Here is a 17,852-nt window from a genome sequence, read left to right as displayed (position 1 = left end):
GAGTGAGTAACATTTTTAATCAAAGAGAGATTGTTTATGTTGTATCGGATTCAGTTGGGGAAACAGCTGAATTTGTCGTAAAAGCGGTTGCCACTCAGTTCAATGGAGGCAACGTCGATATTAGAAGAAATTCATATGTCGAGGATTTTGATGACATAGAGGATGTCATCATGATGGCTAACCAAAGCCGTTCCATCATTGCGTATACGATTGTTATCCCTACTTTGAAAGCATATTTAGATAAGCGCTCTAAAGAAGAAAACATCGTCGCTGTCGATTTATTAAATCCTCTAATGGATGCGTTTACAAAAAAGTTCAATAAAGATCCTAATCATCAACCAGGGCTAATGAGAAAGCTCGATGAGGAATACTTCCGCAAAGTTGAAGCAATTGAATTTGCCGTAAAGTATGATGATGGACGCGATACTCGTGGGATTATGAAAGCGGATATCGTCCTAATCGGTGTTTCAAGAACTTCGAAAACACCATTGTCCATGTATTTGGCTCATCAGCGTTTTAAAGTGGCCAATGTTCCTTTAGTTCCAGAAGTGCCGCCACCCGACGAACTGTTCGAAGTGCCGAGGAAGAAATGTGTGGGGTTAATCATCTCACCTGACAAACTTAATGATATACGTAAAGAACGACTTAAGGCGCTTGGCTTAACGTCGCAAGCAAACTATGCAAGTTTTGAGAGAATACTAGAAGAACTAGATTACGCTGAAAAAATCATGAAGCGTGTTGGTTGTCCTGTCATCAATGTTTCCAATAAAGCAGTAGAGGAAACGGCAAGTTTGATACTAGATGTATTAAAAAAGTGAGAGGGGTTTACATATGAAAAAGTTCGTCTACCTATTCAATGAAGGCAATAGCGATATGAAAGAAGTTCTTGGAGGGAAAGGTGCTAACCTAGCCGAGATGACGAGGATCGGATTGCCGGTTCCGTTTGGATTTACGATTTCAACGGAAGCTTGCAATGCTTATTATGGAGCAGGTAAGAAGATTTCAGAAGAAGTAGAGGGACAAATTCTTAATGCATTAGCTAGTTTAGAAGAAAACACAGGAAAACAACTTGGTAATCCTGAAAATCCATTATTGGTAAGCGTAAGATCTGGATCTGTTTTCTCGATGCCGGGCATGATGGATACAGTTCTTAATCTTGGAATGAATGATGAGACGGTTGAGGGCCTTGCTCGCTTAACGGGTAATGCACGTTTTGCTTACGATTCTTACCGACGTTTTATCCAGATGTTCTGTAATGTCGTTCTTGATGTGGATGTATACTATTTTGAGCAATTCCTAGAAGAATACCGTGAGGAAAAGGGTTACTCTAACGATCCGGAATTAACAGCAGAAGACTGGAAAGAAGTGTTGGCGGGGTATAAGAAAATCGTCAAAAAACATACACGTAAAGAGTTCCCACAGAATCCTAAGGAGCAACTATTCTTGTCCGTGAACGCTGTATTCGATTCTTGGAATAATCAGCGCGCCATCGTTTACCGTCGTCTAAATAAAATAGCCGATCACTTAGGAACGGCTGTCAATATTCAAAGTATGGTTTTCGGAAACATGGGCAATGATTCGGGAACTGGCGTAGCTTTCACGCGCAATCCGTCTACTGGTGAGCACAAGCTGTACGGAGAATACTTGATTAATGCACAGGGAGAAGACGTGGTGGCTGGTATCCGTACGCCACAACCAATTCAAACGCTTCAAAATGAAATGCCTGAAGTATTCCAACAATTCGTTGAAACATGTCAGCGCCTAGAAAGCCATTACCTAGACATGCAGGATATTGAGTTCACGGTTGAACGCGGGCAGCTATTCATTCTTCAAACTCGTAATGGAAAAAGAACGGCCCAAGCAGCTATCCGAATTGCAGTTGAAATGGTTGAAGAAGGCATCATTGATAAAAAGAACGCACTTTTACGCGTCGATCCTGATCAGTTAAATCAGTTATTGCACCGCAGAATCGACGATAAATTTGAACGTAAACAACTGGCAAAAGGATTGCCAGCTTCACCGGGTGCTGCCACAGGGCAAGTAGTCTTCGATGCAGATGAAGCAGAAGCATTAAGCAACGATGGCAAAAAAGTCATTCTTGTTCGTCCTGAAACAACACCAGATGATATTCATGGAATCGTTGCCGCTCAAGCAATTGTTACAAGTCGCGGAGGAATGACAAGCCATGCGGCAGTAGTAGCGCGCGGTATGGGTAAAGCATGTATTTGTGGATGTGAAGTGTTGAAAATCGACCTTCGTGCTAAACAGTTCCGTGTTGGTGAAACGGTTGTGAATTATGGAGAGATCATTACAATCGACGGTAGCACAGGGGAAATCATGCTCGGAGAAATCCCAATGATCGAACCTGAACTTTCTGATGAGTTCCAAATGTTACTTGCATGGGCAGATCAAGAGCGAAAAATCGGTGTGCGTGCTAATGCAGACAATCCTGAGGATGCTCAAAAAGCAGTTGAATTCGGCGCAGGAGGAATTGGATTATGCCGTACAGAGCATATGTTTATGGATGCAAAGCGAATTCCAATTGTTCAAAGCATGATTTTGGCAGAAACGTTCGAGGAAAGAAAAGCTGCGCTTGATCAATTATTACCTATGCAACAAGGTGATTTCGAAGGGATTTTTGAAGCGATGGAAGGTCATCCGGTCACTATTCGTTTACTAGACCCTCCACTTCATGAGTTCCTACCAGACAAAGAAGAACTATTGGTAGAAGTGACGAAACTACAAATTCTTCAACCGCAATCGCAAGAGTTGAAATCGAAAGAAGCTTTATTGAAAAAGGTACGTCAACTGGATGAGTTCAATCCAATGCTTGGCCACCGTGGATGCCGTCTGGGAATGATTCATCCAGAAATCTATTTCATGCAAGCAAAAGCGATTTTCTATGCGGCTGCTAAACTTGCAGAAAAGGGAATTGAAGTACAACCAGAAATCATGATCCCATTAGTTGGTCATGTGAACGAACTAAAACAGATGCGACAGCTTGTCATCGATGCAAGTGTACAAGTGAAAGTTGAAACAGGGAGAGAATTCGATTACACAGTTGGTACGATGATTGAAATCCCACGTGCTGCATTAACAGCTGATCAAATTGCTGAAGAAGCAGATTTCTTCTCATTTGGAACGAATGACCTGACTCAAACGACATACGGTTTTAGCCGTGATGACGCAGAAGGGAAATTCTTGCAAAATTACATTGAGAATAAAGTATTGCCAGAAAACCCATTCGCTGTGCTGGACCAAGAAGGTGTAGGAAAACTTGTGGAAATGGGTGTAAAGCTGGGACGACAAACAAAGCCGGAACTTAAGACGGGTATTTGCGGTGAGCACGGTGGAGAGAAGCAATCCATAGATTTCTGTTACAAAATGGGGCTGGACTATGTAAGTTGCTCGCCATACCGTGTACCATTGGCTAGACTTGCTGCAGCTCAAGCGACAATCCGTCATGGAATAAGTAAAGTTGAAAGTGAAAAAGTAACAAACTAACGATTCCTGAAGAAGTAAAGAGCCGCTCATCAGCGGCTCTTTTTATACTTTTCTAAAACGTCCCATGACTTCAATTGCTTTCGTCACATGAACAAATGCACCTGGGTCCATTTGTCGGATCGCGTCCTTCGTTTCAGAGAGCTCATATTTTGTAATAACCGTCGTCAATACCTTCTTTGGAGAATGTGTATACACTCCTTCTGCGTCAGTCATTGTAATTCCACGCTTATGCAATCTAATTAATGCATTGTTTATCTCATTCCACTTTTCAGTCACAATCGTTACCGTTAATTTGACATGATTGGTATGGACAGCATCAACGGTTCGTCCAGAAGCAAAAATGGCGAAAAGCGTGTAAAGAGTCTTATCGATACCGAATACTAAAGCGGATGCTCCCACAATCGCAACATTCATATAGGTGATGAGCATTCCAACAGGCAGGTCTTTTTTTCGGGCCAATATCAGGCTGATTATATCAATACCTCCTGCTGAAGCGCCAAATCTAATCAAAGTACCAACGCCAAAACCAAACATGACGCCACCGACAATACTTGATAGCAGGATATCTTCGCTAAAAGCATTTACAGGGATGATCTTCATGGATACGGATAGTAAAATGACCGAATAGATGGTCAGAATCAAAAATCTTTTACCTAGGTGGAAGAATCCTAGAACAAATAGCGGGATATTGATAGCGAGAATAATCCAGCCAGTATTGATGTGTAAATATTGTTGAATAATGATGGCAATCCCTGCAACTCCTCCAGTAAGAACACGATGCGGGATGAGAAATGAGTTTAAGGCAAAGGCCATAAGTAGTGTGATGGCAGTTAGGACGATGACTTGTTTAAATGTCTGTTTCACTTTGATGCACCCCATCTTTAATTTAAAAGAATATTCCTTTTACAGTTAGAAGTTTAGTAGTGTTTAAGGTCGTTTTCCAGTGGACAATTTGTGACGAATTGTTTTTGCGAATGTGCTTTTTGAAATTCTTGCATTGCAGTAAAAAGCTATACATCTTTTTAGAGATGGACATAATAAGGGTAAAAGATTGTATTAAACTTAATTATTGATTTATCGTGCTGATAGAAGTTAAATTTATTTCCATACCAATTTCATATTGAAAGGGATTTTAAGCAAGCAAACTGAATAATAAAGAGATGTTTAATTTTTTATTACACTAGGAGGTTATCATGGGAAGATTAGTTCATTTTGAAGTTCATGTAAGTGATATGGATCGTGCAAAAAAGTTTTATGGAGAGGTGTTCGGCTGGTCATTTCAAGATTGGAGTGATTTTGCAGGCATGCCTTACTTTGGAGCAGTTACTGGTGATGAGAATGAACCTGGTATCAATGGTGCTTTGATGCAACGTCAAGGTGCGATGCCGGATTCGAACCAAGCTGTAAATGCGTTTGCTTGTACAATGGGAGTGGAAGATTACGATTCAACAGAAGCTAAGATTCTTGAGAATGGTGGCAAGGTTGCTTTGCCGAAGTATGCCCTTCCGGGAATGGCTTGGCAAGGTTACTATATTGATACCGAAGGCAACATATTTGGAATTCATCAACCCGATGTGAATGCCAAATAGAATTGAGAAATAGTTTACCAATAGAAAAAGGGACTCAAATGAGCCCCTTTTTCTTAACTTCGTTTGAACTTTTTATACGCTATATAGACAATAGCGATTATGGCCACAATTAAAAGTAATTTCATAAAACTTTTCCTCCATTATGTAAATAATTCTTCATTTCTCATATTACCCTTAATTTCCTAAATAAAACGGAAAATCTGCTTCAAAATCATTCAACCCTTTTTGGAACTTTTTATCTATAACTTAAAGCGATTTTGGTTGATAATGAGAAGTGGAAGCACCTTTTAAAAATTTGAACCTAAGAATTGAAATTATTAATGGCTTTTTACGATTTGATTATTGCTTTTACGCAAAAGCCAACAAGAGGTATAGATTCTTATTTCGTGTTCTTTTCCTCAATACAAAATTCTAAACGCTAAATTCCTAATGGTTTCAGTATAGAAAAAGCCCTACAGCCGGCTTTTTCTTGTTCCAATAACAATAAAGTTTTCGAAAAGAGCCTAGTTAACAATCCACTGAATAAAATAGATGTGGATGAGGTTAACACCGTGAAATTTAAATCTTCTTCTCATAGGCTCGTCTTATTGCTCTAGATGAGGCTAGATTTAATGCAACTTTCGGCTCAAAAATAATGAGTTAGAAGGTTTTTTCGTTCTTAGAAAGGAATAATAAATAACAATGTACAAACATAATGGAGGAAAGAATGCGGATGGAGTATTTGTTTAAAGTGCATTTGTTTCTAATTGCTGGAACCTTAGGATTAACAATTTGGTTTCCACTTTCTCTTATGTTTCATGTCCCACCTTCGCCAATTGTAATCTCCACTCTCCCTCTAAGTTGGGTATTAATGATCAAAACGAATCCAGTTTGGAAAGTTCTATGGGAGAAATGGACAAATAAGAATTAACGATGTTCATAGAATACCATTTAAATTAAGCTACATAATTTAAATACAGTTGCCATTGTAGGCTATCGGGTTCCCTTCTGGATTACTGTATAGAAAGGGAAGTAATACAAATAGCCATCTAATTCTCATGGGAATTAGATGGCTATTTGTGTTGTTGGTTGAAATCGGGAATAAGTTTGAACTTTGCTTTGACTTTGCGTTAACATTTTTGAAAACGTCGATTAGCATCAAAAAACAGGCGAATACTTTTTAGAAAATGTCAATTAGGTACAAAAAACAGACTGATATATTGTTGAATGCCAATTTTTGTATTTAGAGTTTGTAAGAACCCCTCATAAAAAGAGAAGCTCCTCACAATTAGAATGCATGAAACCGTTAGGAGGATTTCAATTGTTTTTGATCTAATCGATGACTAAAGAAAGTTAGAAGACTAGCTGAAATGGCAACTAATCCTCCAACCCAGGTCACATTCATTAAGTTTCCTTGATGATAAACAAGTCCGCCTAATGCTGAGCCTAATGCAATCCCCACATTACTTGCAACTGGCATCAACGAAGCTGCAAGTCCAGTTGCTTTTGGTTGATATATACGGGCAAGATCTATTAGATAAAGCTGAGTAGATGTTGTTAACATGATGGCCATTAGGGACATTAATCCAATATTAAATAACCCTAGGGTAAAAGTGCTTGTCGTCCAATAAAGACTCATCAAGACAATTGCTTGTACAAAAAAAACAAATCTTAGGCGCCCAATGGGATTGTGGCTGGCAATTTTTCCTGCAAGTATGTTACTGAAAATAGAAATAAAGCCGTATGCAAATAGAATCAAACTAATTGAACTGTTTGGTGCTTCCATCCCTTTCAAAATCGGAACAAGATAAGTGAAAACGGTATATGTGGCTCCAAATCCCAGAGCAGGAATGAAAAAAGCCATTAAAATTCTTGGGTGTGTTAATAAAGCAAACTGATCACGCATCGAACTGCGATTTTGGCTTTTCAGATCAGGTAAAATAAAGAAAGATGCCAAAAATGCAAATCCACCGAAAATAGTCGTCAATATGAAAGTACCATGCCAGTTATACCATTCTGCGATGACAGTGCCTATAGGTACTCCAACCACGTTAGCGAGTGTAAAACCACCGAAAACGAATGATATAGCAAGTCCACGTTTTGCAATCGGCATCGTCTCACTTGCTACAATCATGGCAAGTGAAATCAACACGCCTGTTACAATGGCCGTCAACATCCGAAGTCCAAGGAGCATGATATAACTCGTTGAAATCACGCACAAAGCATTAAATATAATAAAAGAACCAATCAAGAATAACATCCATTTTCGCTTCGGAAAATGACTTGTTGCTGACATTACAATGGGTGTAGCGATGGCAAAAGTAATGGCAAAAGCGGAAACGAGTGTACCAGCTTTGGCATTTGTCATATGAAGACTCGAAGAAATATCTGTTAAGATCCCTACGATAACAAATTCGCTTGTCCCTAAAACAAACGTTAATAAACTTAATGTGAAAATGAGAAGCCAATGTCGCTTTGTTAATTCTGTTGCTTGCATAATTACCTCTTTTCTTAGATGAATGAAAATGTGTTATATGAAAGAAAACAATTCACTTATCATACCATAAAGTATTTTAGAGGATAACCCTTTGAGATGAAAAACCAATGTGTAATTTTTAGTCAGTTAAATGCGACTATTACTAATAAGGAAAATGACACTTATCCAGATTTATCAGTAACTTCATAGTTAAAATCCAGGACTAAATTATGGTAAAATTAAGTAATCTTGCTCATAGTTTTAAGATGAGCGTTATTCTGAAATAGGCTAATAGTTAAATCTTATTTTTATCTAAGCGTCATAAGGAAGTGTAAGACTTGCCAAATCAATTAATGAATAACGATAACATTAAAAAGAAATTAAGTGCTGACTGCGAAAACTGTTTCGGTTTATGCTGTGTAGCATTGCCTTATGCTAAATCTACTGATTTTGCATTGGATAAAGATGGAGGCACTCCTTGTGAAAACTTGCAAACAGATTATCGTTGTCGTATCCACAAAAATCTCAGAAGTGAAGGTTATCGAGGCTGTACGGTTTATGAGTGCTTTGGTGCGGGACAAAAGGTTTCCCAAGTGACATATAAGGGGAAGGGTTGGAGAGAAAATCCCGAGTCCTCTAAGCAAATGTTTGATGTATTTCCTATCATGCAACAACTTCACGAAATGCTGCTTTACCTCAACGAAGCGCTTAGCATAAAAGATACTAGATCAATCCATGCTGATCTTCAAAAGGCTATGGAAGAAATAGACCAATTAACTTATCTAAATCCAGAATCAATCCTAGATCTTGATATGCTTGTCCATAGAGCAAAGGTTAATGACCTGCTTCTAAAAACAAGTGAATTAGTACGTGCAAAAGTAAAGAAAGACAAAAATCATAGAAAAATGAATAGGGGAAGCAATCTCATTGGTGCAAAATTAAGAGGTGTTAATCTTAAAGGATCAAATTTGAGAGGAGCTTTACTCATTGCTGCTGACCTTGGGGAAGCAGACTTGAGTGTATCTGACTTTATTGGTGCAGACTTGCGAGACGCGGACCTAAGGGGGGCAAATCTAATGGGAAGTATTTTTCTAACGCAAGCACAGTTAAATTCGGCAAATGGTGATATTCATACAAAATTACCATATTCCTTAAGTACTCCTAGACATTGGTTATATTAGGTTTTTTAACAGAAATGGCAAGAAGAAATTTCAGAGGAAATGATCATATATTATGAATGAAGGGAGTGTTTTTCATGGCATGGTTATTTATTGCGCTTATTTTCATTATATTAGCCTTAGCTATACTCATAGATAATAACCGTAAGAAAAACAACAACAACCCTCACATAACAATTGACCCTAATACCAAATCTCGAGAAAGTTCAAATTATCTCATGGGCGATAATAAGGATACAGGTGGATTTCAATAATGAAACCTTTCAATAACTAGTACGTATATATAATTGTCATAAGAAAATAAATCAATTTAATAAAAGAATATATCTAAAACACTTGGAGGAGCTTGTCACCAAGGGATAATTATGTCCTTGGTAACAGGCTATTTTTTTATATATTTTAAGTTAAATCAAATTCGAATATACATGAGATTAGGATAAACAAGGACATTTTTTCTAAAATGAAGATTAAGCGAAGAGAGGGCTAGCAATGAAATCAAGGAATAAGCTGTATAGAATGTCAAAGGTGCTTTTTATGGCCTTTATTATCTTTTTAAAAATATATTGGCACAAACTTCGGAGGAAGCCCAAAGTAGAGTGGGAGAAACTTTGGGAGGAAATAGGGAGGCGATTTAGAGATACATTATTTGAATTGGAAGGTTTACTGATTAAGATTGGCCAAATCCTCAGTACTCGTGGAGATTTGTTACCTCAAGCCTTCATTCGTCAAATTGAACATCTTACAGATCATGTTCCCCCTTCAAATTGGAATGAAATCCAGAAAATTTTAGAAAAGGAATGGGGGGATTCCATTAGTGATCACCTTAAATCCATTGAGAAAACAGCCATTGCTTCCGCGTCGATTGGAGAAGTTTATAAAGGAGTATTACAAGATGGAACTCTAGTGGCTATAAAAGTTAAGCGGCCTCATATTGATTCAATCGTACAAACCGATTTCAGGATATTAAGTATTATTATTTGGTTTGCCGATCACTTTGTTCCCATTCCAAAGGGCTTTATTAATTTGAAAGTCCTTTTCAAAGAACTTAAACAAGTGATCGGAAGAGAGCTTGACTATTCGACCGAATTGGAAACTTTACTATACTTCAAAAATCGTTTTAAGGAACTGGATATTGTGCAAATTCCTTGCGTTTACGCGCATCTTAGTACCTCTAATGTACTCGTCATGGAATGGGTGGAGGGCATACGTCTAAGTGACAAGGAAGAGTTGGAAAAATTAGGAGTGAGTGGAGAAGAACTGGCTCAAAAACTTATCACTGTGTTCCTTCCTCAATGGCTTGAGCATGGATTGTTCCATGCCGATCCACATACCGGAAACGTACTTGTATCCAAGGAAGGGAAAATAATCTTACTTGACTTTGGAATGGTAGGAGAAATCACGAAGAGGGACGCCACGTACTTTCAAAGTTTAATTGAAAGCATTCTTTCTAAAAATTATGCCAAAACTGTAGACTGCTTGTATCAATTAGGATTTTTACTTCCAGCAGCAGATTCAAAAACGCTTGAGCGATTATTAGCTGAAATGGGTTCTTTCCAACTCTCACAACTAAAAGAAGTAAATCTGATGGCATTAAAACTAGAAATGAATGATTTAATTCAGGCACTACCAATACAAGTTCCCACTAGATTCGTCTTCTTGGGGCGATCCTTTATTACAATTGAAGGAATAATACGTAATCTAGCTCCAGAGGCTGAGTTAATGGAATTAGGGAAACCTGTATTTATGAATTGGTTAAACAAACAGGGCAATAATAAATGGTCACTGATTTGGACGTGGTTACAATCACAACCAATTTTTAAAATCATTCATTCCATAACAGAGTTTTTAGATACACCAAAAACCTTAACGAACTTAAAAGAAATAGAACAAAGAAGACAATTTCAATTTATGATTTTTGAAAATAACAAAAACCGCTTCTTTCAATTAACAATACTAGGATTTGCAGGAATCGTAGGTGGAATATACGCCTCTCAAACCCTTATCTTAGGGATATCTGCTGCACTAACGGCCACTTCTCTTATTGGGTATATAGTATGTAGTCATAAACTAAAAAAATGGATGAAGTATATGCATGAAGTAAGGAGATAAATATTTAGCAGAGTATACACATAACTCAAAAAACAATGGGAAAAGCCGCATTTCATATATGGGAAATGTGGCTTTTGTTTTAGAAACAATCATTCTTTGGTAAAGTTAGCAGTTGTGATAGAAGAGACAGAATCTATTTGTTTAGCAGCCTATCATCTATATAGTGTATGACATTATTCGTGCATTGTCGTATGTACTTGCTATCATCAAATAATTTACTTAGCATCAACCCTCCTTCAACTACAGCAATGATATAGCTACTTACTTCTTCAGAATTTACATCCTTTCTAAATTCGCCATTATCAATACCTTGTAAAATAATCATGGATAACTTTTTAATGAAAAAATTCATTGCAACTTGAGCACGTTCTTTTAACAGAGGGTGCCCATCATCACTCTCAATTGCTGTATTTAGGATAGGACAACCACCTTCAATCCTGTTGTTTTCGATGATGTCTATGTAAACCATGCATATGGATAACAGTTTTTCTTTTGAGTGGACTGCATTTTCTAATGCATTCGAAAGGAGATTCAAGATTTGTGAAACGGAATATTCAAAGGCAGCAAAAGCAATCTGGTCTTTATTTTCAAAATGATTATAGATTCCGCCTTTCTGTATCCCACAGCGATCAATAATTTCTGATAAAGAGGTCCCCGAATATCCCTTCGTATTAAATAAAACTGCTGATTCTTTAATGATATTTTCTTTGGTCATTTGACCTTTTCGCATGATGGAATCCCCCCTTGAAAAAGTACCGTTTGGTCTCAAAATAACATACAATAATTTGAAAGACAATAAATGTTTCCAAAATTTTCTTGATAAGCGCTAAAGGTATGTTAAATTAAAACAGACCGGTCGGTATTTAAATCTTTGGGAGGGATTTAAATGATTGAAAAAAAGAGGATTACAGTACGGGGAAAAGACACGTATTATCTGGATTACGGGAATTCTGATGCAACAGCAGTTATTTTATTACATGGTTTTCCTGAATCAGCTTTGCTTTGGGGAGAAACCGTCTTGGCTATTCAAAACGCTGGTTACAGGGCTGTTGCTCCGGATTTTCCTGGGTTTGGGCAAAGCGAACCATTCAATGAACCGTCAACTTGGGAGAGGTATATGGATTTTCTCACCGATTTTGTAAATGAGCTTTCTATTGAGCAGTTTCATTTGGTCACACATGACTGGGGAGCGCTTATAGGAACCAGATGGGCTTGTTCTCATTCAGAAAAAGTTCAAAGCTTAATTATTTCTGATGCTACTTTTAGCCCTGACTTTGTATGGCATAAAGATGCCTTGATCATTCGTACTCCTGGTGGAGGAGAGCAATGGCTCGCATATTTAACTAACAAACCAGTTTTTGAAGGTTTTATGAAAAAATCCGTCCCAAATGTTTCATCAGCAATTGTCGAAGATTTCTATGAGTTATTTTCTGATGCAAATAAAAGTAAAATCACTTTAGAGTTATACCGCTCAGGAGATATGAATAAGCTCGAAATCTATCGAGGACGCTTGGCTGAATATCTTACGATGCCGGTCACAATCATTTTCGGGGAGAATGATTCGTACATTCATCCTGAACTTGGACAAAAGTTGAAAAATGAAGAATTGTATCATGCCTCATGTCACATGATCCCAGAAGTCGGTCATTTCACTCCTTTGGAAGCACCAATAGAATTTAATTCACTTCTTATACAACATCTAAAACAGAGCACGGAAACTAAAGAATTGAATTAGTGTCTTAAATAAGAGTTGTAGTTCATCGCACACAAAAAAATCCTCCAATTCTTCGTAATGAAAAAGAGTAAATCGGAGCTGTCAATTGGCAGCTCTTATTTTTGTATGAAACGTTCACTTAGATGGATAAAAAAGGATTTTTATAGGGGATATAGAATGAATATATAGTGAATGTCTAAATGACTAGGAGAAATGATGAGTTCACAAGGCTGCTTTACAATCGTTGTAAATGGTCAGGATCAAATTCTACTTGTAAAGAGAAAGGATTACCCGCTTTGGGATTTCCCAGGTGGCAGACTAGAAGACAACGAAAAACTTGAAGATTGTGCAATTAGAGAGACATACGAAGAGACTGGGTATAAGGTAATCATTGAACAAAAAATCGGGGAATATCACTTTCCGTACTACGACGATATTCAGCATATTTTCAAAGCTAGAATTGTTGGTGGTAAAGCCATTCAGAATGGTGGAGAGACAGCTAAGGTTGAGTGGTTTCATCCTAGAAAAGTCCCTCTGTTCTTGATACCAAATAGGAAACATCAAATACAAGACTTTCTAAATAGTAAAACCAATGTTCAAAGGTCTTTGAAGGTTCCCTTTATGGTTAGACTTTTGAAGAAAAAGTAAGGGGTTAAATTCATCCATCATCGTTAAAGAGGTGACATAGGATGTTTCCACATTAATTTGTAATTACTTCTTTTATTGTAGCTGGTTTTTTCAATAACATTTCGCTCGATTTATGGAGATTACTACATTCATACTGAATTTGACTTTGATTAGACGTGACTGTAAATACGATTGGGGGACAATGTATGATGTTAAACGTACTAGTACCGATATTTATCATGGCCTTCGTTGTTATTTTTGGATACATTTGCGTTAAGGTTTTTAAGGTTCTAAAGAGATAGGAGAAATACAATGAAGCCCAAAATATTTAAGGAGAATAATAGATGGATAAATTAAACATTCGAAAAATGAAAGAGGGGGACAAACATTTCATTCTAGAATTATCTTCCCGATTTACAGAATTTGATTTAATGGAGTGGAGAAATCCTCACAAAATGAAAGAAGCCCAGCTTAAGATAGCAAAAGAGTCAATTAATAATGAAGATCCTGATTCAGATATATTTGTTATTGAGGATGAAATGAATAACTTATTGGGATTCTTACATATGACCAAAAATACTGATTACTTTACGGGTGAAAGCCAAGGTTATGTTTCTTCCATTGCAGTTTCAAAAGATGGAGAGGGAAAAGGGATTGCAAGAAAACTTATGGAAAAAGCAGAAGAATGGTCTAGGAAGAAGGGATATAAGCAACTAACGTTAAATGTATTTAAAAAGAATGAAAGAGCCGTTCACTTATATTCAAAATTAGATTTTGAAGCTGAAATAGTGAAAATGGTAAAAGAGTTAAAATAAGCGGGCTTTAACAAGTTCGCGAATCATTTTAGCCTGTATCTTAGATAGTAACTAAATCTCAGATACAGGCTTTATTTATCTATTTTTATTGTAAGGGAATTGGAATTTTTTATAAAACCAAAGCTTCGTGAAAAATCACATTCTAAGCAAAATTTCCCTACTGCATTAAAAATTAGGGTAAAATGTAGGGACGACTATGCTTGAAGGAGTTTGACATGAAATTAGTATCTTGGAATGTGAATGGGATTAGAGCCTGCGTGAATAAAGGCTTTGTCAATTATTTTAACGAAGTGGACGCCGATATATTTTGTATTCAGGAAACCAAGTGCCAGGAGGATCAGATTCAGCTGGAGTTTGAAGGCTATGAACAGTACTGGAATTGCGCGGTTAAAAAGGGTTATTCGGGTACAGCGATTTTTACAAGAGTAAAGCCATTGTCCGTGAGTTATGGAGTTGGCGAAGATGAATCGGAAGCGGAAGGAAGAATTATTACGCTCGAGTATGAATCGTTTTTCCTTGTAAATGTTTATACGCCAAATTCCCAAAGAGATCTAGCACGACTCGATTACAGACTAGAATGGGAAGAGCGAATTCGCGAGTACTTAATGAAACTCGATGAAAAGAAGCCTGTTATCTTATGCGGAGACTTGAATGTTGCCCATCAGGAAATCGATTTGAAGAATCCTAAGAGCAACCGAAAAAATTCAGGTTTCACCGAAGAAGAACGCGGAAAGATGACCAATCTGCTAGAAAGTGGTTTCATTGATACGTTTAGAGCTTTTTATCCAGAAAAAACGGATGCCTACACATGGTGGTCCTATATGGCCAAGATTCGAGAACGAAATATTGGATGGCGTATCGACTATTTCATCGTTTCTGAAAGGCTGCGCGATTCACTGAAGGACGCTCAAATCCATAGTGAAGTAATGGGAAGCGACCATTGTCCCGTGATGTTGGAATTACGTTAATATTCATTAAAATAAGCTTTCCCAAGGCTAAATGAATGAACGTTATGGGAGGCTTATTTTTGTGTGGAATAAAAATCATACATATTTAGGTGAAGTTTCTTTAATTTCGTCCTTTTTGATGTAAACTAACTAACATAGTGTGTAGGAAGGAGCCGTGTGATGGAACAAATATTGGCTAGTTATGGTGCGGCTGTAAGTCAGACAAAAACAAAAATGTTTGAAGATATTAATCGTTATATGGAAACGGAGGAGACGATCCCTGCGTTTGAACAATACTTAAGGGATCGCTCTGAATATATGGAACAGCTTTGGATGAACGTTTGGCTGAATAAAGTGACAAATGATGTGTCAAAGCAAGAGAAAAAAGAGTATCTCAATATGAAAGGATATGCGACGGCAGGAGTCGATCGTAAGATTATCAATAAATTATTTCGTGATGAGATGCGAATGTTTCAAATGTTTAACGTAAATTCATGGATTTACGTTAAGTTCTCGGAAAATGAAGGTCTGTGGCAGGAAAAATATGAGCAAGCAAGAGCGGCTTATTTTAAGAGAAAAGAGAACGAAAAAATCCTTGTGAAAAAAGGGAATATCCGACAAACGATTGAAAAAGCTGCGAATGCAATGGTGAGTCAGGATCGCCTAGACTATTATTTATACGTGCGTTACTATGCGGCAAAACAGTTGAAGAGCGATCTAGAAAATAACGTAAAATATGATGGCACTATCGATAAGTTAGCACTCGAAGAAAAACTCGAGGAGCTTGGAGCGTTTAATTCAGAGGAATATGATACTGTAGGTGAATTTTTCCAAGAATATACGGGTGGGATACACAAAACACTGAATTGGCGTAAAAGTTATTTTGAATATGAGACATACGAAGAACAATATGAAAAGAATGTCTCAAGCTACCTCTTTGAATTAATACCAGAGAAGCTGCTAGAAACAATACCTTCCGACATCTTGGATGATTATTTAGAAATACATAATGAACCTCTTCATAAGTCTGAAGTTAAGCGAATGATAGCGGACGCGATTGCGGATTATGCTTTCTTCTGCATGGATTTGTTAGGTCAGGAGTATCTGGATGATATGCTTCGTCTAGCAGAGGTACCTTTTGATGTGGAAACTCATCAACAAATCTTGGAGGAAGATCTTCAAAGTCGAGAAGAGCGTGAAGCTTTAAGACAGGCAGAGCTTGAAAGAAGAAAAGCGGAAGAAGCACGAATGCTTGATGATATTTTTGGTCAAGAATACCGTCCGGCTTTTGGCAGGAACATTCAATATTTCTTGCATATTGGAGAGACAAATACAGGAAAGACCCACCATGCCCTTGAGCGCATGAAAGAGGCTGGCAGTGGGATTTATCTAGCTCCGCTTCGCCTTTTGGCGCTTGAAGTTTTCGATAAGTTGAATGCTGATGGTGTTCCATGTTCTTTGAAAACGGGTGAAGAAGAAAAAGAAGTACTTGGTTCACGTCATCTTTCTTGTACGGTCGAGATGTTTCATGAGAAAGAATACTATGAAGTTGTCGTCATCGACGAAGCACAGATGATTGCGGATAAGGACAGAGGTTTTTCTTGGTATAAAGCTATTACAAAAGCCAATGCAAGAGAAGTTCATATTATCGGCAGTAAGAATATAAAAGAGATGATGCTTCAGCTATTGAGTGAGTCTCAGGTTGAAATCAATGAGTACAAACGTGAAGTGCCTTTGCAGGTTGAAAAAGAAGATTTCACATTGAATAATGCGAAAAAAGGCGATGCGCTCGTTTGCTTTTCAAGAAGGCAAGTACTTGAAACGGCTGCACGTTTACAAAATAGTGGTCATACTGTGAGCATGATTTACGGCAGCATGCCTCCTGAAACAAGGAAAAAGCAAATGCAGCAATTTATTAAAGGTGAAACGAAAGTGATTGTGGCAACAGACGCAATCGGAATGGGCTTGAATTTACCGATTCGCCGCATCGTGTTTCTTGAGAATGAAAAATTCGATGGAACAAGAAGACGTCGCTTGACCTCACAAGAAGTAAAGCAAATTGCCGGTAGAGCAGGACGTAAAGGGATTTATGATGTCGGTAAGGTAGCATTTACAAGTGATATTCGATTAATGAGGCAGTTATTAGATCAGGAAGATGTACTCGTCACAACGTTTGCGATTGCTCCGACGAGCGGGGTTTTTGAACGATTCCAGAAATATTTCCGTACTTTGGAAGAATTCTTCGAGCTTTGGGACCAATTTGAGAGCCCAAAAGGTACGAAAAAGGCGAGTCTCTCAGAAGAACGCGAGCTTTATGAACTGGTTAGAGGCACAGAAATAGAAGCTCGTTTATCCATGATGGATCTTTACGGATTTTTACACTTGCCCTTCTCACAAAAAGAATCAGCGTTACAACAGCAATGGTTAGAAACCGTTACGGCGATTGTAAATGGAACAGAATGGCCAGAGCCCATTATCAAAGGCAAAGACCTCGAAGAAATGGAACTTACCTATAAGGCAATCGGGCTGCATTTACTATTCCTTTATCGCTTGGAAAAACAAACAGAAGCAATCTATTGGGAAAGAGTAAGACTCGAAATCAGCGATGGTGTTCATGAACACTTGAATACAGAGGTAAAGAATCTGAAGAAAACGTGCCGAAACTGCGGTAAGAAATTATCATGGGAATCGAGCTTTGCGATTTGCGACGCATGTCATGCAAACAGAGCTCGCAGAAACTATTATCATCGATAGCATCATGAACCCTCCAAACTCGGAGGGTTTCTTCGTTTTCCGACAGTGAGTAGGGGATAATTAGGTTTTGCAAGATTCTTTCTTGATTTTGCAGGAATCCATTGGATTTTTGCAAGAATCCTATCTAGTTTTGCAAGAAAGAGGATACTTTTTGCAAGAT

Annotated in this window: 15 protein-coding genes; 12 read left to right on the top strand and 3 right to left on the bottom strand. The window is 37.8% G+C overall.

What is annotated here, in order from left to right:
* Positions 1-2 precede the first annotated feature (2 nt).
* Positions 3-818, top strand: a complete 816-nt coding sequence (locus tag BMZ31_RS11360) for a pyruvate, water dikinase regulatory protein (protein WP_254778756.1) — start codon at positions 3-5, stop codon at positions 816-818.
* A 13-nt stretch (positions 819-831) separates the two neighbouring features.
* Positions 832-3,504: a pyruvate, phosphate dikinase gene (gene ppdK / locus BMZ31_RS11355; RefSeq protein WP_090831852.1), complete on the top strand. Its 2,673-nt coding sequence runs from the start codon at positions 832-834 to the stop codon at positions 3,502-3,504.
* 42 nt (positions 3,505-3,546) lie between these two features.
* Here ppdK and BMZ31_RS11350 read toward each other — a convergent pair whose 3' ends face one another.
* Positions 3,547-4,368, bottom strand: coding sequence for a YitT family protein (locus BMZ31_RS11350; protein ID WP_175478083.1), 822 nt, complete (start codon positions 4,366-4,368; stop codon positions 3,547-3,549).
* 329 nt (positions 4,369-4,697) lie between these two features.
* Here BMZ31_RS11350 and BMZ31_RS11345 point away from each other — a divergent pair, with 329 nt between their 5' ends.
* Complete coding sequence (locus BMZ31_RS11345; protein WP_090831850.1) at positions 4,698-5,093, top strand: VOC family protein; 396 nt, start codon at positions 4,698-4,700, stop codon at positions 5,091-5,093.
* Positions 5,094-5,787: 694 nt separating this feature from the next.
* Positions 5,788-6,003: a hypothetical protein gene (locus BMZ31_RS20540; protein WP_139206607.1), complete on the top strand. Its 216-nt coding sequence runs from the start codon at positions 5,788-5,790 to the stop codon at positions 6,001-6,003.
* A gap of 375 nt (positions 6,004-6,378) precedes the next feature.
* Here BMZ31_RS20540 and BMZ31_RS11335 read toward each other — a convergent pair whose 3' ends face one another.
* Complete coding sequence (locus BMZ31_RS11335) at positions 6,379-7,569, bottom strand: MFS transporter (protein ID WP_090831848.1); 1,191 nt, start codon at positions 7,567-7,569, stop codon at positions 6,379-6,381.
* Positions 7,570-7,886: 317 nt separating this feature from the next.
* Here BMZ31_RS11335 and BMZ31_RS11330 point away from each other — a divergent pair, with 317 nt between their 5' ends.
* The 3 genes from BMZ31_RS11330 to BMZ31_RS11325 all read left to right on the top strand — a co-directional run bounded on the left by BMZ31_RS11330 (position 7,887) and on the right by BMZ31_RS11325 (position 10,835).
* On the top strand, positions 7,887-8,729 hold the full coding sequence (locus BMZ31_RS11330; protein ID WP_254778754.1) for a pentapeptide repeat-containing protein: 843 nt from the start codon (positions 7,887-7,889) through the stop codon (positions 8,727-8,729).
* 74 nt (positions 8,730-8,803) lie between these two features.
* Positions 8,804-8,980, top strand: coding sequence for a hypothetical protein (locus BMZ31_RS20345; protein WP_175478082.1), 177 nt, complete (start codon positions 8,804-8,806; stop codon positions 8,978-8,980).
* Positions 8,981-9,242: 262 nt separating this feature from the next.
* A complete protein-coding gene (locus BMZ31_RS11325) occupies positions 9,243-10,835 on the top strand; it encodes an ABC1 kinase family protein (protein WP_254778752.1) in 1,593 nt (530 codons plus the stop codon).
* Positions 10,836-10,968: 133 nt separating this feature from the next.
* Here the strand turns inward: BMZ31_RS11325 and BMZ31_RS11320 are convergent, their stop codons facing one another.
* Positions 10,969-11,565, bottom strand: coding sequence for a TetR/AcrR family transcriptional regulator (locus BMZ31_RS11320; RefSeq protein ID WP_090831846.1), 597 nt, complete (start codon positions 11,563-11,565; stop codon positions 10,969-10,971).
* 156 nt (positions 11,566-11,721) lie between these two features.
* Between BMZ31_RS11320 and BMZ31_RS11315 the strand changes: the two genes are divergently transcribed.
* From BMZ31_RS11315 to BMZ31_RS11295, 5 genes are all read left to right on the top strand, one after another.
* Positions 11,722-12,570: an alpha/beta fold hydrolase gene (locus BMZ31_RS11315; RefSeq protein WP_090831845.1), complete on the top strand. Its 849-nt coding sequence runs from the start codon at positions 11,722-11,724 to the stop codon at positions 12,568-12,570.
* Positions 12,571-12,762: 192 nt separating this feature from the next.
* Entirely contained in the window at positions 12,763-13,197 is a 435-nt protein-coding gene (locus BMZ31_RS11310) for an NUDIX hydrolase (protein WP_254778750.1), read from the top strand.
* Positions 13,198-13,520: 323 nt separating this feature from the next.
* Positions 13,521-13,991, top strand: coding sequence for a GNAT family N-acetyltransferase (locus BMZ31_RS11305; protein ID WP_090831843.1), 471 nt, complete (start codon positions 13,521-13,523; stop codon positions 13,989-13,991).
* A gap of 215 nt (positions 13,992-14,206) precedes the next feature.
* Positions 14,207-14,959, top strand: coding sequence for an exodeoxyribonuclease III (locus BMZ31_RS11300; RefSeq protein WP_090831842.1), 753 nt, complete (start codon positions 14,207-14,209; stop codon positions 14,957-14,959).
* Positions 14,960-15,118: 159 nt separating this feature from the next.
* Positions 15,119-17,692: a DEAD/DEAH box helicase gene (locus BMZ31_RS11295; RefSeq protein WP_090831841.1), complete on the top strand. Its 2,574-nt coding sequence runs from the start codon at positions 15,119-15,121 to the stop codon at positions 17,690-17,692.
* Positions 17,693-17,852 lie beyond the last annotated feature (160 nt).

It is taken from the genome of Bacillus sp. cl95 (assembly GCF_900115925.1).
In the GTDB taxonomy this organism is placed as follows: Bacteria; Bacillota; Bacilli; order Bacillales; family Cytobacillaceae; genus Neobacillus_A.
Note: the sequence above shows the minus strand (reverse complement) of the source record. Positions and strands in the feature narration are given on the sequence as shown.